At 35.4% G+C, this 19,458-nt stretch carries 20 protein-coding genes; 7 read left to right on the top strand and 13 right to left on the bottom strand.

The genetic code is table 11. From position 1 onward, the window contains the following. Positions 1–65 precede the first annotated feature (65 nt). Genes BLV64_RS07130 through BLV64_RS07110 form a run of 5 tightly spaced genes read left to right on the top strand, consistent with a single transcriptional unit; the run spans position 66 to position 2,776 of the window. Entirely contained in the window at positions 66–671 is a 606-nt protein-coding gene (locus tag BLV64_RS07130) for an LUD domain-containing protein (protein ID WP_092133514.1), read from the top strand. 3 nt (positions 672–674) lie between these two features. Next, positions 675–1,496 carry a phosphatidate cytidylyltransferase gene (locus BLV64_RS07125; protein ID WP_092133513.1) on the top strand — a complete coding sequence of 274 codons (822 nt, stop codon included), beginning with the start codon at positions 675–677 and terminating at the stop codon, positions 1,494–1,496. Further along, a complete protein-coding gene (locus BLV64_RS07120) occupies positions 1,486–2,136 on the top strand; it encodes a phosphatidylserine decarboxylase family protein (protein WP_092133512.1) in 651 nt (216 codons plus the stop codon). Before BLV64_RS07125 ends, BLV64_RS07120 begins: the two co-directional genes overlap by 11 nt. Before the next feature lie 4 nt (positions 2,137–2,140). Next, positions 2,141–2,407 carry an acyl-CoA-binding protein gene (locus BLV64_RS07115; protein ID WP_092133511.1) on the top strand — a complete coding sequence of 89 codons (267 nt, stop codon included), beginning with the start codon at positions 2,141–2,143 and terminating at the stop codon, positions 2,405–2,407. A gap of 21 nt (positions 2,408–2,428) precedes the next feature. Next, the gene (locus BLV64_RS07110; RefSeq protein WP_092133510.1) at positions 2,429–2,776 is read left to right on the top strand and encodes an SdpI family protein; all 348 of its coding nucleotides are present in this window, start codon (positions 2,429–2,431) and stop codon (positions 2,774–2,776) included. Between the two features lie 23 nt (positions 2,777–2,799). On the opposite strand, the gene pafA is transcribed toward BLV64_RS07110, so the two are convergent. Further along, a complete protein-coding gene (gene pafA, locus BLV64_RS07105) occupies positions 2,800–4,464 on the bottom strand; it encodes an alkaline phosphatase PafA (protein WP_092133509.1) in 1,665 nt (554 codons plus the stop codon). A gap of 112 nt (positions 4,465–4,576) precedes the next feature. Here pafA and BLV64_RS07100 point away from each other — a divergent pair, with 112 nt between their 5' ends. Next, on the top strand, positions 4,577–5,314 hold the full coding sequence (locus BLV64_RS07100; RefSeq protein WP_177165306.1) for an MlaE family ABC transporter permease: 738 nt from the start codon (positions 4,577–4,579) through the stop codon (positions 5,312–5,314). Beyond that, a complete protein-coding gene (locus tag BLV64_RS07095; RefSeq protein ID WP_092133507.1) occupies positions 5,314–6,081 on the top strand; it encodes an ABC transporter ATP-binding protein in 768 nt (255 codons plus the stop codon). Before BLV64_RS07100 ends, BLV64_RS07095 begins: the two co-directional genes overlap by 1 nt. Positions 6,082–6,100: 19 nt before the next feature. Here BLV64_RS07095 and BLV64_RS07090 read toward each other — a convergent pair whose 3' ends face one another. From BLV64_RS07090 to porV, 12 genes are all read right to left on the bottom strand, one after another. Then, complete coding sequence (locus BLV64_RS07090) at positions 6,101–7,618, bottom strand: DUF389 domain-containing protein (RefSeq protein WP_092133506.1); 1,518 nt, start codon at positions 7,616–7,618, stop codon at positions 6,101–6,103. A gap of 3 nt (positions 7,619–7,621) precedes the next feature. Then, positions 7,622–8,701, bottom strand: coding sequence for a mannose-1-phosphate guanylyltransferase (locus BLV64_RS07085; RefSeq protein ID WP_092133505.1), 1,080 nt, complete (start codon positions 8,699–8,701; stop codon positions 7,622–7,624). Between the two features lie 46 nt (positions 8,702–8,747). Beyond that, on the bottom strand, positions 8,748–9,350 hold the full coding sequence (locus tag BLV64_RS07080) for a SprT-like domain-containing protein (RefSeq protein WP_092133504.1): 603 nt from the start codon (positions 9,348–9,350) through the stop codon (positions 8,748–8,750). A 129-nt stretch (positions 9,351–9,479) separates the two neighbouring features. Then, entirely contained in the window at positions 9,480–11,267 is a 1,788-nt protein-coding gene (gene argS, locus BLV64_RS07075; RefSeq protein ID WP_092133503.1) for an arginine--tRNA ligase, read from the bottom strand. A gap of 298 nt (positions 11,268–11,565) precedes the next feature. Next, the gene (gene ctlX / locus BLV64_RS07070; protein ID WP_092133502.1) at positions 11,566–12,498 is read right to left on the bottom strand and encodes a citrulline utilization hydrolase CtlX; all 933 of its coding nucleotides are present in this window, start codon (positions 12,496–12,498) and stop codon (positions 11,566–11,568) included. A 72-nt stretch (positions 12,499–12,570) separates the two neighbouring features. Then, the gene (locus BLV64_RS07065; RefSeq protein WP_092133501.1) at positions 12,571–13,131 is read right to left on the bottom strand and encodes a thioredoxin family protein; all 561 of its coding nucleotides are present in this window, start codon (positions 13,129–13,131) and stop codon (positions 12,571–12,573) included. Positions 13,132–13,171: 40 nt separating this feature from the next. Then, positions 13,172–13,858 (bottom strand): SDR family NAD(P)-dependent oxidoreductase, encoded by a 687-nt coding sequence (locus tag BLV64_RS07060; protein ID WP_092133500.1) that lies wholly within the window; start codon positions 13,856–13,858, stop codon positions 13,172–13,174. Further along, positions 13,848–14,807 carry a M28 family peptidase gene (locus tag BLV64_RS07055; protein ID WP_092133499.1) on the bottom strand — a complete coding sequence of 320 codons (960 nt, stop codon included), beginning with the start codon at positions 14,805–14,807 and terminating at the stop codon, positions 13,848–13,850. The genes BLV64_RS07060 and BLV64_RS07055 overlap by 11 nt, the downstream gene beginning before the upstream one ends. A 104-nt stretch (positions 14,808–14,911) precedes the next feature. After that, entirely contained in the window at positions 14,912–16,543 is a 1,632-nt protein-coding gene (locus tag BLV64_RS07050) for a pyruvate dehydrogenase complex dihydrolipoamide acetyltransferase (RefSeq protein WP_092133498.1), read from the bottom strand. A 3-nt stretch (positions 16,544–16,546) separates the two neighbouring features. Next, positions 16,547–17,548, bottom strand: coding sequence for a pyruvate dehydrogenase (acetyl-transferring) E1 component subunit alpha (gene pdhA / locus BLV64_RS07045; protein WP_092133497.1), 1,002 nt, complete (start codon positions 17,546–17,548; stop codon positions 16,547–16,549). Positions 17,549–17,639: 91 nt separating this feature from the next. Next, positions 17,640–18,122, bottom strand: coding sequence for a cytidine deaminase (gene cdd / locus BLV64_RS07040; RefSeq protein WP_092133496.1), 483 nt, complete (start codon positions 18,120–18,122; stop codon positions 17,640–17,642). 90 nt (positions 18,123–18,212) lie between these two features. Beyond that, the gene (gene porV, locus BLV64_RS07035; protein ID WP_092133495.1) at positions 18,213–19,457 is read right to left on the bottom strand and encodes a type IX secretion system outer membrane channel protein PorV; all 1,245 of its coding nucleotides are present in this window, start codon (positions 19,455–19,457) and stop codon (positions 18,213–18,215) included. Position 19,458: the final 1 nt, after the last annotated feature.

The following is a 19,458-nucleotide window of genomic DNA, read 5'->3' as shown; positions in this document are numbered from 1 at the left end:
TAGTTAGTTTAAGATTTTTTATATTTGAATAACTCAGTAAAAAATTGATAATAGCAAAAATATAAATGAGTCTATTTAGAAAATTATTTGGTTCTAAATCTGATAAAGAAAAGGAAGAAGAAACCACTTCACAAGGAGGAAAATATATGCCTCCCGTAAAACTACCAATTGACGAAAGTTTCATGATAAACTTTAAAGATAATGGTGGTAAGTTCTTGTATTGTGATACAATGAACGAAGTGTATGATAATATGGCGCTAATTATAGAGGAAAATAACTGGCAAGACAAATCAGCTTATTTTTATGATCAAAATTTAAAACAAAGCTTTAACGACCTTTACCTTAATACCAGTGGGTTATCTGATGCCACCTACTTCGTTTCTACCTGCGAAAATTTAATTTCAGATGATGGTTCCATTCTGTTATCATCAAATCAATTGGCGGAGAAAAAACTATCAGAATTTCCAACTAACATTATTATATTTGCAACGACTAGTCAAATAGTAACCAATATTGGCGAGGGATTACGAGAAATCAAAACTAAAAACGCAAATAAAATACCGACTAACATTTCAACAATTAAACTTTTTAAGCCCGCCGCTGAAAATGATTTTTTAACCTACGGTAGTCCTTCAAAAAACTTATATTTGCTGCTTTTAGAAGATTTATAATACATGAAGGAAACACTTACACGATCCCTTTCAGGCGTACTTTATGTAGCCTTGTTAATTATATCACTATATAATATTCACACCTTAATTATTCTGTTTTTTATTTTCGGATTAATTTCGTTGCAGGAATTCAATAAATTAATTGGTGTTAAAAACGCGGTACCATATATTATATTTGTCGTCTTATATCTTGTATTTGGATATTGGCAACTCCTAATTAAAACAGGAGATGGCTTGGATGAGGCCACAAAAATACTGCAAGTCATTACGATCTTTGTACAGCTCTTTTTAATAAAAGATTTATTCTCAGAAAAGGAAATTCCTTTGTTTGCGTCTAAACGCTTTTTACTTACTACCTTTTATTTATCTAGTGCCTTTGTATTTCTTATACTTATAGCGAATTACGATAATCAATTTAACCCTTTATTACTATTAGGAACTTTTATTGTAGTTTGGGTTAACGATACCTTTGCCTATTTTGTAGGTAAAAACTATGGGAGACAAAAGCTATTCCCAAGTATATCACCAAAAAAGACAGTGGAAGGCTTTTTAGGCGGTTTATTTTTTGCTTGTGTTTCTAGTTATTTTATTGCTACCTTTACCGGGACATTAACAACAACCCATTGGCTCCTTTTAAGTGTGATAATTAGTGTTTTTGGCACGATTGGAGACTTAATAGAGTCTAAGTTTAAAAGGCAAGCAGGTGTTAAAGATAGCGGTGTTATAATGCCTGGTCATGGCGGTTTATTAGATCGTTTTGACAGTATTATATTTGCTGCTCCTTTTATATATTTATTCTTAAGAATTTTAAAGTATGTTTCATAAAGAAGGCCATAAAATTATCGCAATTACATTTATTGTAGTTGTTGGATTAGTTTTAATTGTAGATAGTTTTATTAGTATCACCTGGTTAAATTACCTTTTATTAGCTTTAATCATCGGTTTTTTAATTATTATACTTCAATTTTTTAGAAATCCAAAAAGAAACACTTTACTTAATAATCATTCGGTTGTCTCTCCTGTAGACGGCAAGGTTGTGGTTATCGAAGAGGTATACGAACCTGAATACTTTAAAGACAAACGTCTACAAGTCAGCGTTTTTATGTCTCCTATAAATGTACATGTTACGCGTTACCCTATTTCTGGTAAAATTGCCTATAGCAAATACCACCCAGGGAAATACTTAGTCGCTTGGCACCCAAAAGCAAGTGAGGAAAACGAGCGTACTACAGTAGTGGTAGATAGTGAGACCTACGGCAAAGTGCTATACCGCCAAATAGCAGGTGCACTAGCCAAACGTATTGTTAATTATGCAGTAGTAGATCAAGAAGCACAACAAGGTGCGGACTCTGGTTTTATTAAATTTGGTTCGAGAGTAGATTTATATTTACCTTTGGACACAAATATTAAGGTTCAATTAAATCAAAAAGTACGCGGTGGTGAAAGTATTATTGCCGAAATGTAAACAAATGACTTCAGAAGAACTTGAAATAACATTTAATGAAGCCGTAGATCGTATTAACAATCATACGGAACCATTCCCTGCGGATTTCCTGTTAAGGCTATATGCGTATTACAAAAAGGCTACCAATAACTACGAAAGGCCAAGTAGCCGTACTCCTATTATTAATGCCTTTAAAACGAATGCCCTTTTTCAAATAAAAAATATCTCTACAGACGAAGCAAAAAAAACGTATATTGAATTAGTAAATAATTATTTCTTATATAGAAAATAATTGCTAATTTAATTATCGAATATGAGTTTTACAGATTCCATTCTAACCATGCTAGGATTAGTAGGGATTATATTTTTTGCAGTAGGAGTTATCATGCTTCTATTCCCTCCTAAGAAAATTAATGTTTTATATGGCTACAGAACAACGCGTTCTATGAAAAATCAAGAGCAATGGGATTTTGCTCAAAACTACTCCTCTAAACTTCTCATTATTTTTGGAGCCGTTCTCGCGTTACTGTCTCTTTTAGGCTATTGTATAGACATATCCGATAACACCGAAGCTATTATGAGTACTATCTTAATAATAGGCACCGTAATACTCATACTTATAAAAACAGAAAAAGCCATTAAAACAAAGTTTAACGGCTAATTTCATATTGTTTAGGCAAACTGTTATTCTAGCACAAACTCTAGGGGCTGACCAGTAGCAGCACTCGGGAAATTAATCCCTAATAATGAAGATAAGGTAGGAGCTATATCAGTAATACTCGTTTTCTTTAGGGAACTTCCCTTTTTAATACCTTGTCCATAAAACAACAAAGGAACATGTGTATCGTAATTTAATGATGACCCGTGGGTAGATCCTGTTTTGCTATAACTAATCACAGCCGGATCAAAAACATAAATAACATCTCCTGAGCGCTTGTGATTGTATCCATTTTGAATTAAAGATTCAATCCCGACAGTATAAGAGGCTTTTTGCATTGATTTTGCAGTATATGCCTTGTCAATATTTTCATAATGAATGATTTCATCGACTAACGCTTCTTGAACAGTTGCTAAATCTAACCCCAATGCATTAAGGCGTTTGTGGTTTAAAAAGATTTGATTATTACTTATATTCTCCAAAAGATCTGAAGCTGCAAAACGTGTTACTAAAAAGTCTTTTACCTGCTTTTTAAATGCCTTATTGTCAAAATATCCTGAAGGAATTTTTAAGCTTTGCAAATAAGCAGGAACATTTACTGCTGCATGATCGGCAGTTAAAAACACCGTATAATTCCCCACTCCCACTTTTTCGTCGAAGGCATTTAGTAAGCGTTCTATATCCTGATCTAAACGCAAGTAAGTATCTTGTACCTCCTTAGAGTTTACACCAAAATTATGACCTACGTAGTCTGGACTGGAGAAACTAATGGTAAAAACGTCTGTATTATCATCCTGACCTAAAGCTTCTCCTTCAAGAGCTGCAATAGCAAAATCGGCTAAAATACTATTTCCATATGGCGTCGATTTTATAATTTCGTAACCTCCATTATGCGTACTTAATGATTTCAGATCGTAAGGAAAAGTCGCTGTATCCTTCCCATCAAATCCTCCTTCAAAGGCATTTAGATCGGGACCGCTTTCGGTATAAGTATCAATATCGTACAGTGTATTCCATGTTTTTAAATAGCCTTCATTTACTCCCGAAGCATTAAAATTAGACACCCAATTAGGTAAAGCATCCATATAAAAACTACTCGTTACAAAAGCACCCTCATCGTCACCTACAAACCAATAAGCGGCATCAGCAGAATGACCTGCAGGTAAAATAGCCCCGCGATCTTTTATAGAAATACCAATAGTTTTTCCTCTTGACTGCGTAAATAATTTATTCTCATCACCAATAGTCGTTGTTTTCATTCTATGAGGAGACATTTTACCAGCATCAGAACGCGTACCAATAGGGTTGACATCAGAATCACCTGCACAATACACACGAGTACCTTCATGTTTATCATACCAATAATTGGCAATAATACCATGGTATTTGGGTGTTGTTCCAGTATAAACCGACGCATGTCCAGGCCCTGTATAAGTAGGCACATAATTATAATGATTATTCTTACAATTAAACCCGTCATTCATCATGCGTTTGAAGCCTCCAGAAGTAAATTTATCTCCAAAACGTGTTAGGTAATCGTAGCGCATTTGATCCACAACAATACCCACCACCAACTTAGGGCTTGCACTTGGCAACTGGGTTTGGCTAACGACATCTGTTTGTTTGACTTGACTTTGAGCACGACACCCAAAAAGTGAGGCTATTAAAAATAGGCTAACAAAAATTCTCATAGTTAATATATTTATTAAGACACTTCAAAAATACAGCTTTTAGTATATCTTAATTTAAAATTATCGTTAAATACGGACAATAATTTTATACTTTAGCAGTATAATTTTTACTATGCAGTACCTACATAATATTGGAACTTATTTTTTAATGATTGTTGAAATGTTTCGTAAACCGACCAAATGGTCTGTAATGAAACAATTGATTTTAAAAGATATAGACGATTTGGTAATTGGCTCTATTGGTATCGTGGCGTTCATCTCTTTTTTCGTGGGTGGCGTTGTAACTATTCAAACGGCTTTGAATATAGATAATCCTCTTATACCTCGCTCATTAGTGGGCTTCGCAACTAGACAATCGGTGATTTTAGAGTTTGCCCCAACTTTTATATCCATAATCATGGCTGGAAAAGTAGGGTCCTTTATTACGTCTAGTATAGGAACTATGCGTGTCACCGAGCAAATTGACGCCTTAGAAGTTATGGGAATCAATGCTTTAAATTATTTAGTGTTCCCTAAGTTTATAGCACTTACCCTCTACCCTTTTGTTATTTCTATTGCAATGTTTTTAGGTATTATGGGAGGTTTAGCCGCTTGTGTTTTTGGTAATTATGCTAGTATGGATGATTACATAACAGGGATTCAGCAAGATTTCGAACCGTTTCATATGGCCTATGCCTTTATAAAAACTTTACTGTTTGCTTTTGTTTTAGCAACGGTACCTTCGTATCATGGGTTCTATATGAAAGGTGGCGCATTAGAAGTGGGTGAGGCTAGTACAACATCGTTTGTATGGACGAGTGTCGTTATTATTCTTTTAAATTATATACTAACTCAAATGTTATTAAGCTAATGATAGAAGTTACCAATTTAGAAAAATCATTTGGAGATGCTCATATTTTAAAAGGCATTAGCACCACATTTGAAAAAGGAAAAACCAACTTAGTCATCGGACAAAGTGGCTCTGGTAAAACCGTGTTTTTAAAATGTTTATTAGGTCTTTTTGATTATGAGAAAGGCAAAATAGCCTACGAAGGTCAAGTTTTTGCCGAACTGTCGGAAGCCGAAAAACGAAATATGCGAGCTAAAATAGGGATGGTATTTCAAGGGAGTGCGCTATTTGACTCTATGACTATAGAAGAAAATGTTATGTTTCCGCTACAAATGTTTACCAAACAGAGTAAGAGTGAAATGCAAGACCGTGCTAACTTTGTTTTAAACCGGGTAAAACTAAAAGACGCTAATAAAAAAATGCCTAGTGAAGCTTCTGGTGGAATGCAAAAGCGTGTCGCTATTGCCCGTGCTATTGTAAATAACCCTAAGTACTTATTTTGCGATGAACCTAACTCAGGTTTAGATCCCAAAACAGCAATTGTTATCGATAACCTAATTAAAGAGATTACCGAAGAGTATAATATAACTACAGTTATTAATACTCACGATATGAACTCCGTAATGGAAATTGGTGATAAAATTGTCTTTTTAAAAGATGGCTTAAAAGCTTGGGAAGGATCGAAAGACACCATTTTTAGAACCGATAATGAAGTCGTTACCGATTTTGTATACTCGTCTAACTTATTCAAGAAAGTAAGACGTATGTATATTGAAGATAATTCATAATAAAAAAAACATTTGAGGCTTACCTCAAATGTTTTTTTACTAATATCGAATCTGTTTTAACAGTGGTTCGTAACCATTCTTTTAACTCTTTCTCTTTTCTTACTTTAACCGAGTCGTGTAGTTGTTTACTCCATTCCACATCAATTACCGAAACGGTATCTACTTTTATAAAATCTTTAGTCTCTAACATTTTAGAATACCCAAAGTACTCTAAATGTCTGAATTTTATTTTCGCATCTTTCGCTAAAGTCGTAAATGAAATACTACCCAATGGATTTACTTTCTTTTCCATTTGTAAGTTTAGACTCTTAACCGTCGCTTGCAGTGCTTCAATTTCTGACTGCAGTCCATGTATAACATTATCTTTCCTATCCAAATTAGCATAGGCACGATCTAAAGACTCCGACATGCGGTCTACACTTCTCGTTTCATTACTATTAATAATCAATTCAAAATCCTTGATATTATTATAGTCGGTACCTGTTTTTAATTCATTGCGTAACGAAGTGATTATAGCATCGCTCATTTCACCATTAAAATACAGACTAATTTTTTTATCATCTATATCTAGCTTTTTACGTTGCAACCATAAATCGTCGTTAGCATCTATTTCATTTTCAATAAAATTCTTATAAGACATCTCATATTTACTTTCTTGAAGCACCGTATAAAATGAAATGGCTGCAGGAATCATAACAACAATAGCGACCAAAGAAGCAAATTGAGAAATACGTTTTCTCTTTGCCGAGTTGGCGTACTTAAGCATTGGAAAACGCAATATTTTCAAGACTAAGAATGTTGCTAAAGCAATGAAAATAGTGTTTATACTAAACAAATACATCGCACCACTAAAGTAACTCCAGTTCCCTTTTGCCAATCCATATCCCGCTGTACATAAAGGCGGCATTAAGGCTGTGGCAATGGCAACTCCAAATATTACTGAAGCAATAGTTCCCTTTTTAGTACGTGCAATAATTAAAGCTAATCCCCCAAAAAAGGCTATTAAAACATCTCGAATATCTGGTCGTGTACGCCCTAAAAGCTCTGAAGTATCTTCACTTAAAGGAAAAAACTCAAAAAATAAATATGCGGTTAACAAACTCAAAATTAGCATCGTCGCTAAGTTTATTAATGACCGCTTTAGGGTATCAATATCGTTAATCGCTATCGATAGTCCTATTCCTAAAATAGGCCCCATTAATGGCGATATTAACATGGCTCCAATAACAACTGCAGTAGAGTTTGCATTTAAACCAATGGAAGCGACAAATATCGAACAGATTAAAATCCAAGCCGTCGCGCCTTTAAAAGGAATATCGGCTTTGATAGCGGCAATAGTCGCATCGCGATCGGTATCACTTCTAAAATCTAAAAGCTCGATTAAAAATGCCTTGACACTTTCAAATAATCCTTTGGCATCATCTTTTACCGATTTTTTAGAATCTTCAGCTGCTTTCTCTTCAGCTTTTTGTTCCGCATTTAAATCTGCGTCCTTTTTTTCTTCCTCAGAAAAATTAAATTTATTTTCTTCGCTCATATATTAACCTAAATGTTCTCCGAAATTCTCCTTAACTGTATTCAAAACCACTTTGATATCTTGTTCTTTTTCTTTAGGAAAGATAAGTAAAACTTCTTTTTTATCTACAATGATATAATCTTTTAATCCGTCGACAATAACCACCTTATCATTTTCGGTTCTAATCATATTGCCGGTACTGTTATCAACCAAGGTTTTAGCGTTAACTACGGCGTTATTATTAGCATCTTTTGGCAACTTATCATATAAGCTTCCCCAAGTTCCTAAATCATTCCAATCGAAGGCTGCAGGCAGCACAAATACATTCGTTGATTTTTCCATAAGCGCGTAATCCACCGAAATATTATCAGCTTTCGGATAATTCTCTGCTATAAAAGAAGCTTCCTCGTCTGTATTATAAACCGATTGCCCAGCTTTAAAAAGCGCAAACAAATCCGATTGATTCTCTTTAAAGGCCTTTAAGACACTTTGAACGCTCCACATAAATATTCCGGCATTCCAAACAAAATTTCCTTTAGCAATAAACTCTTTGGCTGTATTATAATCGGGTTTTTCGCGGAATTGCTTTACAGACTTAATAGCATTTCCATCTTCCTTATCATATTCAATATAGCCATATCCTGTATTTGGAAAGGTTGGCTTTATACCCAAGGTCATTAAGGCATCATTTTCTTGACAATACTCAAAAGCTTGTTTTACATTAGTTGTAAACGCTTTTTCATCTTCTATCCAATGATCACTTGGCGCCACAATAACTACTGCGTTAGGGTTTAACTTCTCAATTTTAAGTGATGCATATAATATACACGGCGCTGTATTTCGCATAGCAGGTTCTAGAACCACCTGTTCACTAGACACATCAGGCAATTGTTCTAACACCAAATCATTATAACTCTCATTAGTTAAAATAAATATATTTTCTTTAGGTATAAGTTGCGATAAACGACTAAATGTTTTCTGAATTAATGTTTCGCCAGTACCCAACATATCGTGAAATTGCTTAGGAAACTCTTGAGTGCTCACTGGCCAAAATCGAGAACCGACTCCACCAGCCATTAAAATAGCGTAATAATTTTTATTCATACTTATATTTTCTTTTTGACAAGAACGACTTCTAATTTTATTTATATCAAGCCGAGGCTATAACCTCAACTTCTGCATTAGGATTGAAAAGATACACTTTTCCCGACTTAACTTCAACACATTCGTAACGTTTTGTACGTTTTCCAACCATTTTAAAAACGCGTCCGTTATATAATTTAAAAGCACTTCCTTGGGGTACTTCAAAAACGTAGGTTTTATCATTTGGTGGGTCGTATTGCTTGAGGGCGTATGCCAAAGCCGTATCGGTATCGCTACTTGCTTTAGGATTTTTAAAATGTCTAGCTAGTAGAGGTAATAACTTTAACGGAAAAACATCCGGATTTAAAAATGGTAACATTAAATGCTGAAAAGAATGTTTCCATTCTAAACCATGAGGTTTTATAAATCGTCCATAGCGCTTATAGGCATCGTAATGGGCAATTTCATGAATTAGTGTAATTAAAAAACGGTAGGAATTTAAATTACTATTAATTGTAATTTGATGCTTACCATTGGGTAATTTCCGATAGTCTCCATGACGCGTTTTACGTTCTTTTTTTACTATAACACTTAAACCATCCTCTTCTAAAAGTTGTAATACTTGCGCTTGCGCCTGTTTAGGAATATGATTTAAAATAGTGTCTTGCATTGCTGGTTTTGCGTATTTATTGAAATAATATACTATCCGTTTTAACACATAAAAATCGTGTATTGCTGTTCGTAAACATAATACACGATCTTCATATTAGTATTAAGCCTGTGTAAATTTATTTAAGGCTTACATACGTTCTGGTACGTTAATCCCTAATAATCCAAAGGCATTTTTTATAGTTTGTGCTACTAAGTTTGACAATTGCACTCTAAAGACTTGCGATTGCGCATCGTCGTTACCTAAAACGATCGGAACGTTTTGGTAGAAAGAATTAAAATCTTTAACCAAATCGTAAGTATAATTAGCGATTAAAGCAGGGCTATGTTGTGTTGCCGCATTCTGAATCACCTCTGGGAATACTTGTAATTGTTTTAGTAATGCTTTTTCTTTATCGTGTAATTCGAAATCTAAATCTGTTGCTATGCCTTGAGCTTCTAAATTTGCTTTTCTTAAAATAGATTGAATTCTAGCGTAGGTATACTGAATAAAAGGACCTGTATTCCCTTGAAAATCGATAGACTCTTTAGGGTCAAATAAAATTCTCTTTTTAGGATCTACTTTTAAAATGTAGTATTTCAATGCCCCTAAACCTATGGTGCTATACAACTCATTTTTCTCCTCTTGAGAATAGCCTTCTAATTTCCCTAGCTCTTCAGAGATTTCTCCTGCTGTTTTAGACATTTCGGCAACTAAATCATCGGCATCGACAACCGTTCCTTCACGGCTTTTCATTTTTCCTGATGGTAAATCTACCATCCCATAACTTAAATGAAATAGGTTTTTAGCCCAATCAAATCCTAATTTCTTCAGAATTAGAAACAATACCGAAAAGTGATAATCTTGTTCGTTCCCCACAGTATACACCATACCCCCAACATCAGGATAATCTTTAATTCTCTGAATTGCCGTACCAATATCCTGGGTCATATAGACCGCTGTTCCATCGCTACGTAATACGATTTTCTCATCTAAACCATCTTCGGTTAAATCACACCAAACAGACCCGTCTTCTCGTCTGTAAAACACTCCGGTTTTTAAACCTTGATCTACAAACTCCTTTCCTAAAAGGTAGGTTTCACTCTCATAATATAGGCAATCGAAATCTACACCTAGGTTTTTATACGTCACATCAAAACCGTCGTATACCCATTGGTTCATACGCTCCCAAAGGGCTACTGTTTCTTTATCTCCTGCTTCCCAATCTAAAAGCATTTGCTGTGCTTCAAGTAAAATTGGCGCTTCTTTTTTAGCTTCCTCTTCCGTTTTACCAGCGGCTTTTAAAACTTCTATTTCCTTTTTGTATTCTTGATCAAACTTAACGTAGTAATTCCCTACAAGTTTATCGCCTTTTAACCCCGTAGATTCTGGCGTTTCATTATTTCCAAAACGTTTCCATGCTAACATACTTTTACAAATATGTATACCACGGTCGTTTATAACTTGGGTTTTGTATACTTTTTTTCCAGAAGCTTTTATAATTTCCGAAACACTAAACCCTAATAAGTTATTTCTAATATGCCCTAAGTGTAAGGGTTTATTCGTGTTTGGTGAAGAATATTCTACCATTACAGCTTTATCTTCTGGTTCAGGAACCACAAACCCAAAGCTCGAATTATCTTTTACCTCATTAAAAAATGAAATATAATAACTATCCGCAATCTCAACATTTAAAAAGCCTTTAACGACATTAAACGCTTTAACTTCTTTTACTTTATCGACTAAATAATTACCTATAGCTTCACCAATTTGCACTGGATTACCTTTTATTACCCGCAACATTGGAAATACAACGATTGTAATATCTCCAGCGAACTCCTTACGAGTTGCTTGAAACTCTACGGTTTCTAAATTAGCTTGATACAGCTCTTGTGCTGCGTTTTGTACTTCCTTTAATAATGTTGCTTGAAGGCTCATTTATAACGTTTTTTAGACTTGCAAAGATACTATTATTATTGAAAAAAATCACGGTTTACCGTGGCTTTCAGTCTTAAGAAATTATTAAAATTAGAAGCGCAAGCTTACCAATTAGTTTTATACATATCTTATAAAAAGCAGGTAATAACCACCTGCTTTTAAGGCCTTGTAAATACGCTTTGTATTACTAGCACCACACCAATTAGCATATGCCCTTACAGATAATCCATAAAAAAAAGGGAGACCGATATATATCGAGCTCCCTTAAAGTATATTAATAAATGTTACAGCCTTTACACTATGCTTTTGGTAAAAACACTTCTGCCATCATACAGCGTGCACTTCCACCTCCACAAGATTCTATGGTTGGTAGCGGACTATATAAAATCTCACAATGCTTTTCTATCATAGCGATTTGAGTTGCTGTTAGCGACTTATATGCTGCTTCACTCATAACGAGGTACCGTTTATCGTTGGCACCTTTAACTTGTAGCATGTTACCGGCAAACTGCTCCATCTGCTCTACAGTGATTCTAATAATTTCTTTATTATCCTCCTGCAAGTTTTTAATGACATGATTGCGCTCCTTTTTATCATCTATGGTATCTAAACAAATCACCGCAAAGGTTTCTGCTAAACACATCATAACATTAGTATGATAAATAGGTAATCGTTTACCATCTACTGTTTGATAAGCGGTAAATACCACTGGCGTATACTCAAAATCTTCACAGAATTCTATAAACAATGTTTCGTCTGCTCTAGGAGATAGTGCACAGTAAGCTTTATCATGTACACGATCTAACAATAGGTTTCCAGTTCCTTCTAAGAAAACACCTTCGTCTTCTGCAGACGTATAATCGATAATATTTTTAATTTCAAACCCCTCTTTTTCAAGGCGCTCTAAAATTTCTTCTCTACGTTCTCTTCGTCTATTCTCGGCAAACATAGGATATAATCCTACATTACCATTTTGATGAAAACTCACCCAGTTGTTTGGAAATATAGAATCTGGTGTGTCTAATTTAATATCATCATTTTCAACAATTACGTTTACCCCAACCGCTCTCAATTTTTCTACAAGCCCATCAAATTCTTCTTGAGCTTTTGCATTAACCTCGGCGTTTTTCAACTGTAATTCTTCTTGAAAATAATTATTAACAGCAGTTTGTTCGTTCATCCTAAAATTAACAGGACGAATCATTAAAATCGTATTTGTTGTTTGTTGCATTTTAAAATTTTTCACAAAAGTACTTTATTTTAATAGTATCAATGTTTAAATACTCTTAATTTTTATACTTTTTTACACCGATTTCCATTTTATATTACACCCAATACTTGGCTTTTGATTTTCTAGAGGAGAATCTCCACTTAAAACACGCTCTATAGCCATTTGTAAATCGTTACCAGTAACTGGCATATCATTGCGCGGTCTTGAATTGTCAAACTGTCCGTGATACGTTGTTTTTAAATTTTTATCAAACACATAAAAGTCAGGCGTACAAGCGGCATTATAAGCTTTAGCAACCTCTTGAGTTTCGTCGTATAAATACGGAAATGGAAACTGTTCTTTTTGTGCCAATTCGGCCATTAAACGAGGTGCATCTTGAGGGTAGTTTTCTACGTCATTACTACTAATAGCAATAAATCCTACACCTTGTTTTATATAGGTATTAGCTAAAGCCACAAGGGCTTTGTTAATATGAATCACAAACGGACAGTGGTTACAAATAAACACGACAACCGTAGCATGCTCCCCTTTACAATCCTCGAGCGATTGCCATACCCCAGTTAGCGGGTTTAACAAACGAAACGAAGGTGCTAAAGTTCCAATTGGAAATGAATATGATTCTGTATCTGCCATATTTTTTTTTAAGTTGAAGACTGCCTTATAAGTTAAACTTTTAAGGTGTAGAATTAGATACTTGCAATACCTTGCCGTTATAATACTCTTGTGCTGACAATGAAAATTCCGCAATATATTTAGACATTTTCAAAGCTGAAGTCGGCACGTCAAGCCCTGGAAAAGCTTCAGCAAGCATCTCTGTTTTTACAGCGCCTAATGCTAAGACATTAAAGCTAGGACCTGTTTCTTTATATTCTTCTGCTAAAAGCTCGGTAAGTGTAATTACAGCGCCTTTACTAGAACTATAAGCTGATAGTCCAGGAAACTTAACACTTCCCTGTATCCCTCCCATCGAACTGATGGTAACCACATGCCCTTCTTTTTTCATGAATGGCAAAACCGTTCGCGTTAACTGAGCAACACCAAACACATTGGTTTTATAAACCGCTTCAAACTCCTCCATGGTCGTTTCTATAAAGGGCTTATTAATTAAGGCTCCCGCATTATTAATTAGCACATCGACATGCCCCCACTCACTTTCTACAAAATGAGTCACTTTTTCATAATCTTCTGGTTTTGATAAATCAAACCCAAAAGCATTAACGGTGCTAAAATCAAGTTTACTAATAGCCTCATAATTACGAGACAATGCCAAAACTTGATGCCCTTGTTGTGCTAATAATTGAACCAATTCGAAACCAATACCTCTACTCGTTCCGGTAATAATTATATTTTTAGTTTTCATGCAATTCTATTTCTTTAGTGGTGGCATTAGCCGTTTTTTCTATTACAGGTGCTAATGCATTAATTAAATTTGCCATAAACGTGTAATCTAACTTATCAATTTCATCGTGTACATGATGGTAGTAATCAAAATTGGTTAAATCGCAAGAAGACACCGTATGCGCAGGTACTTTAAACGTCTCGTAAAACGGATAATTATCCGAACGTTTAAACAAACTATACTTTTTAGCGACTTCCGACGAACCGATTAATTTTTTACCAGCATAGTTATTCATAACAGCTGCTAAATTAGAATAATCATAGCCTGTTAGGAAGGCTTGGTGTTCTGTATTATTTAAAGGCACACCAATCATCTCCAAATTAAACATCGTATATAAATTAAAGCCAGTACCTTTTAATCTATTTGCAAGGTGCTTTGATCCTAATAGTCCTTTCTCTTCGGCAGTAAAGGCTACAAATAGTAAACTGCGCTTCGTATTTCTATTAGTAAAATATTTTGCTAATGTCAGCACCGCACTAGTTCCTGCAGCATTATCGTTAGCTCCATTGGCAATAACATCACCTTCAACAGCGGCAATTTCTCCAATATGGTCGTAATGTGCGCCTATGATTATAAATTCATCTTTTAAATCGGGATCACTCCCCTCGATATATCCTACTACGTTAAAGGCGTCGACCCCCTGCATCTTAAAAGTATCGCGGTAATTATCAAAATAAGGTTTAATCCCTAAAGCTTTAAATTCATTTTCTATATACGTAGCGGCAGTATGAATTCCTTCACTTCCTGTGTCGCGTCCTTTTAATTCATCGGAAGCTAAAAATGATACTATAGCCTTAACCTCATCGGCAGAAACCGTATAATTCTCTGATGTTGTAACACCCGAAGATTTACACGATAAAACCCCGACAAATAAAAAGGGGGTTAACATTAATACAAGTAGTTTTTTCATAGTTTGGTTGGTATTTTAGGGGTTGAATATAGTAAAGTTTAAAGATAAAAAAATCCTGTATCAAAAAAATTGATACAGGATTAATTATAATAAGATTTAGCGTTTTAAACTAACATAGTTACAGGATTTTCGATATATCCTTTTAAGGTTTGCAAGAATTCAGCTCCCGTTGCGCCATCTACCGTACGGTGATCGCAAGCCATACTTAATTTCATGGTATGCCCTGGAACAACTTGTCCGTTTTTAACGACAGGTTTTTCAATAATCGCCCCTACCGATAAAATCGCTGAGTTTGGTTGATTGATAATCGAAGTAAAACTCTCTATTCCAAACATTCCTAAGTTAGAAATAGTAAAGGTACTTCCCTCCATTTCTTGAGGTGTTAATTTTTTATTTCTTGCACGTCCAGCAAAGTCTTTTACCGCAGCATTAATTTGAGGTAACGTTTGCTCGTTAGCGAATTTAACTACTGGCACTACTAAACCATCTTCGACAGCTACAGCAACCCCAATATGTACGTGGTTATTTAATTTCATCTTATCGGCAAACCACTGAGAATTAACTTGTGGGTGCTGACGTAACGCTAAAGCACAAGCTTTAACAATCATATCATTATACGATATTTTTGTGTCTGGAAGCGTATTAAATTGGGCGCGAAATGCCATAGCATTCTCCATATCAAACTCTACATTTAAGTAGTAATGTGGCGCTGTAAATTTAGATTCCGCTAAACGCTTAGCAATTACTTTACGCATTTGAGAATTTGGTTTCTCATCGAAATCCTCCTGACCAGAAGCTACAAACTTAGCTGCTGATGCAGACGAAGCTACAGAGGTTGTAAAGTTTTCTATATCGCGTTTTACAACACGACCGTTCTCTCCAGAACCTTGAACTTGACTAATATCGATACCTTTTTCTTCGGCCATTTTCTTTGCCAAAGGAGAAATAAACACACGTCCAGAAGTATTAGCTTTTGCAGGTTGAGCTGGAGCTTTTTTATCTTCTGTTTTTGGCGTTGAAGCTACTGGCTTCTCCTCTTTTACTGCTGCCTTTTCAGCTTTTGGTGCATCGCTTCCACTAGTAAAATTTTTAGCAATATTAGAAACATCTGTACCTTCAGGGCCTATAATAGCTAATAAAGCATCCACTTTTGCAGACTCTCCTTCCTCTAAACCTATATGTAATAAGGTACCTGATTGGAAAGACTCAAATTCCATTGTCGCTTTATCAGTTTCAATTTCAGCTAAGATATCACCTTCCTCGACAGTATCACCTATCTGTTTTAACCAAGTTGCCACAGTACCTTCTTCCATGGTATCACTTAATCGCGGCATAGTAACCACTGTTACACCATCTGGAAGTGCTGTTTCTTCACTTGAACTATCCGAAGTAGTATCCTCTTCCGATGTCTCTTCTGAAGCTTCAGACTGCTCACTCTTATCAGAAGTTTCTTCAGCAGTATTTCCTTGTCCTTTTAGTAACTCAGAAATATCTTCTCCTTCTTCTCCAATAATAGCTAAAAGAGTATCTACTTTTGTAGTCTCCCCTTCTTGAATTCCAATATGAAGTAAGGTGCCTTCGTGAAAAGATTCAAATTCCATTGTTGCTTTATCGGTTTCGATTTCAGCTAGGATATCACCTTCTTCAATTTTGTCACCCACTTTTTTCAACCAGCTAGCAACTGTTCCTTCTTCCATTGTGTCGCTTAAACGCGGCATATTTATTACTTCTGCCATAGCTTATTTTATTTTGTGCTCGATAAACGGATAGTCTTCCTGTTCGTATACTGAATCGTACATAACGTTTTTCTCCGGGTATGGTGATTCGTCAGCAAATTTCTCACATTCGTCAACCAATTCCTTAACGCGTTTTTCAATTACTTTAAGATCTTCTTTTGTTGCGTAGTTATTTTCAAGAATCACATCTTTTACTTGCGTAATAGGATCTATTTTCTTGTATTCTGCTACCTCGTCTTTTGTTCTATAGTGTTGAGCATCACTCATCGAGTGTCCTCTATATCTATACGTTTTAAGTTCTAAGAATGTTGGCCCATCACCACGACGTGCTCTTGCAATCGCTTCATCAAAAGCCTCAGCTACCTTTACAGGATTCATTCCATCTACTGGTCCGCAAGGCATTTCATACCCTAATCCTAATTTCCAAATATCGGTATGATTCGCTGTACGTTCTACAGAAGTCCCCATAGCATACCCATTGTTTTCACAAACAAAAACGACAGGTAATTTCCATAACATCGCCAAGTTAAACGTTTCATGTAATGATCCTTGACGCGCTGCCCCGTCACCAAAGCAACAAATAGTTACAGCATCTTGATTGTGGTACTTATCTCCAAAAGCAATACCTGCTCCTAAAGGTATTTGCCCTCCTACAATTCCGTGACCACCATAAAAACGGTGCTCTTTAGAAAAAATATGCATAGATCCACCTAAACCTTGAGAGGTTCCAGTAGCTTTCCCATATAATTCTGCCATAACACGTTTAGGATCTACACCCATTCCAATAGGTTGCACGTGATTTCGATAAGCCGTAATCATTTTATCTTTCGATAAATCCATAGCATGTAGCGCTCCTGCTAGTATCGCTTCTTGACCATTATATAAGTGAAGAAATCCTCTTACTTTTTGTTGTATGTAAACGGCAGCTAGTTTGTCTTCAAACTTTCTCCAGAAATACATATCCTCATACCATTTAAGGTAAACTTCTTTTGTTATTTTTTGCATTTGGAAACGTTATTTTTAATAAACGAATAACAAAAGTAACACATTAGACACTAATGAAAAAACTGTAAAACGGAAAAATGTTAGTAATTCGTTATAGAGAGGCTTTATCAAAAACTAAAGGCAATAAATTTGCCAGCGATTTTGACAAGGCAACGGCTCCTGTTTCTCCCATAAAATAAATCTCAATAGGCTCATCTTGTTTTACTTCATACTCTGCAATTGCCTGCCTGCAAGCCCCACAAGGCGGGATTGGCTCTGCCGTTTTATTTAATTGTGACGCTGCAGTAACCGCCATTTTTAATATTTGAGCCTTAGGATATTTAGCGCCAGCATAATAAATAGCGGTACGCTCTGCACATAAGCCCGAAGGGTATGAGGCATTTTCTTGATTGCTACCCGTTATCACCTCACCATTATCCAATAATAGAGCAGCACCAACATAAAACTTAGAATAAGGCGCATATGCCTTTTCCCTTGCCTTAACAGCCTGATCCATTAAATCTATTACCTCTTGATCTAATTCACTCAAGGTATCGTACACGTATAAGGTAGATTCTATTTTAACTTCTTTCATAACGTTATAAGCTTTTAGTATAAAAACTATTTTAGACAAAAAAACTATTGCTTTTACACAATAGTTTTTAGTTAATTTTATTCACTGCTTTTAATATTCGGTATATGTCCCTTCTCCTAAATTAAAGGTTAGAGAGAATCGCAATGTACTTTCTAACGGACTCTGTACTTTTGATGCCGAGAACAAATAAGAAAGATCAACATTAATAACATTGTATTTAAACCCTGCTCCTAAAGCAAAAAACTTACGAGCACCTTTACTTTCGTTTTCATTAAAATATCCTGCTCTAAATGCAAACGCATCCTGATACATATATTCTGCACCTAACGCATAGGTGAATTCCTTTAATTCTTCACTAAATCCGCCTGGAGCATCACCAAAAGATTGAAAAACACCAGAGATAAAGCTTACATTAGGATCTTTTCCCTCCATAATATAATTAGGGTCTACACTAATAAACTCATCGCCATTTTCAGGATCGTAAACACCATTGTTATTACTATCCACATATTCTGTTCGCGTTCCATAAACTGGAGGCGTTGGTACTAGAAGCTTAGACACTTCTGCAGTTACTCCTAATTTATTGTATTGATCGAAAATAAAATCAAAACCTCCACCTAAACGTAAGTTTGTTGGCTGAAAGTTTTCTTGTCCACCTTCATCATATTTAAAGGTAGGACCTAAGTTTTGAATCGCAAACCCCGCTCTCCAGCGTCCGTTAAAGTCATTATAAGCTTCTTCTTCACTTTGATAGAATCCAGTGATATCTACGCCAAACGTACTTGCGGGTTTAATATCATTCCCTCCGGTATTTAACTTTAAATCTGAACGTAAATAACGCATAGCTACAGCCATGGCAAACTGATCACTTAATCTTAAGGTATAAGATATATCTAAAGCCATTTCATTTGGCTTTTGAACTAATGGGGTATCAAATTCATTTTCCACAAATTCAATTTCACCCAAACTAAAATAGGTTAAACTAGCACCAAAAGCACTTTGTTCGTTTAATCTGTTAAAATAAGAAACATAACCAACACCTATATCATTCACCAATTTACTTAAATACGGTGTATAACTAAGCGAGATTCCAGACTTAGCCGTAGAGAAAGCATATTTTGCTGGATTCCACTTTTGAGAATAAGCATCAACTGATGTCGCCACTCCCATATCTCCCATACCAGCTGCTCTAGCATCTGGAGCGATTAATAAAAAGGGCATCCCGGTTGTTATAACACGTGAATCTGGATTTGGTTCTATTTGAAATGAATTCTGTGCACTCAATTGAAAAGTAGCAGTAAACAATGCAACTAATGCTATTATTTTATTCTTCATA

Source organism: Bizionia paragorgiae (assembly GCF_900107625.1).
GTDB classification, from domain to species: Bacteria; Bacteroidota; Bacteroidia; order Flavobacteriales; family Flavobacteriaceae; genus Bizionia; species Bizionia paragorgiae.
This window is presented reverse-complemented; position numbering and strand designations above follow the sequence as displayed.

Coding starts and splice junctions, on each gene's coding strand:
- porV (WP_092133495.1), bottom strand. CDS start 19,457: ATGAAGAATAAAATAATAGCATTAGTTGCATTGTTTACTGCTACTTTT.
- BLV64_RS07115 (WP_092133511.1), top strand. CDS start 2,141: ATGACTTCAGAAGAACTTGAAATAACATTTAATGAAGCCGTAGATCGT.
- BLV64_RS07085 (WP_092133505.1), bottom strand. CDS start 8,701: ATGAATAAAAATTATTACGCTATTTTAATGGCTGGTGGAGTCGGTTCT.
- BLV64_RS07095 (WP_092133507.1), top strand. CDS start 5,314: ATGATAGAAGTTACCAATTTAGAAAAATCATTTGGAGATGCTCATATT.
- BLV64_RS07130 (WP_092133514.1), top strand. CDS start 66: ATGAGTCTATTTAGAAAATTATTTGGTTCTAAATCTGATAAAGAAAAG.
- BLV64_RS07060 (WP_092133500.1), bottom strand. CDS start 13,858: ATGAAAACTAAAAATATAATTATTACCGGAACGAGTAGAGGTATTGGT.
- pafA (WP_092133509.1), bottom strand. CDS start 4,464: ATGAGAATTTTTGTTAGCCTATTTTTAATAGCCTCACTTTTTGGGTGT.
- BLV64_RS07100 (WP_177165306.1), top strand. CDS start 4,577: ATGCAGTACCTACATAATATTGGAACTTATTTTTTAATGATTGTTGAA.
- BLV64_RS07080 (WP_092133504.1), bottom strand. CDS start 9,350: ATGCAAGACACTATTTTAAATCATATTCCTAAACAGGCGCAAGCGCAA.
- cdd (WP_092133496.1), bottom strand. CDS start 18,122: ATGAAAGAAGTTAAAATAGAATCTACCTTATACGTGTACGATACCTTG.
- BLV64_RS07120 (WP_092133512.1), top strand. CDS start 1,486: ATGTTTCATAAAGAAGGCCATAAAATTATCGCAATTACATTTATTGTA.
- ctlX (WP_092133502.1), bottom strand. CDS start 12,498: ATGCAACAAACAACAAATACGATTTTAATGATTCGTCCTGTTAATTTT.
- argS (WP_092133503.1), bottom strand. CDS start 11,267: ATGAGCCTTCAAGCAACATTATTAAAGGAAGTACAAAACGCAGCACAA.
- BLV64_RS07065 (WP_092133501.1), bottom strand. CDS start 13,131: ATGGCAGATACAGAATCATATTCATTTCCAATTGGAACTTTAGCACCT.
- pdhA (WP_092133497.1), bottom strand. CDS start 17,548: ATGCAAAAAATAACAAAAGAAGTTTACCTTAAATGGTATGAGGATATG.
- BLV64_RS07055 (WP_092133499.1), bottom strand. CDS start 14,807: ATGAAAAAACTACTTGTATTAATGTTAACCCCCTTTTTATTTGTCGGG.
- BLV64_RS07050 (WP_092133498.1), bottom strand. CDS start 16,543: ATGGCAGAAGTAATAAATATGCCGCGTTTAAGCGACACAATGGAAGAA.
- BLV64_RS07125 (WP_092133513.1), top strand. CDS start 675: ATGAAGGAAACACTTACACGATCCCTTTCAGGCGTACTTTATGTAGCC.
- BLV64_RS07110 (WP_092133510.1), top strand. CDS start 2,429: ATGAGTTTTACAGATTCCATTCTAACCATGCTAGGATTAGTAGGGATT.
- BLV64_RS07090 (WP_092133506.1), bottom strand. CDS start 7,618: ATGAGCGAAGAAAATAAATTTAATTTTTCTGAGGAAGAAAAAAAGGAC.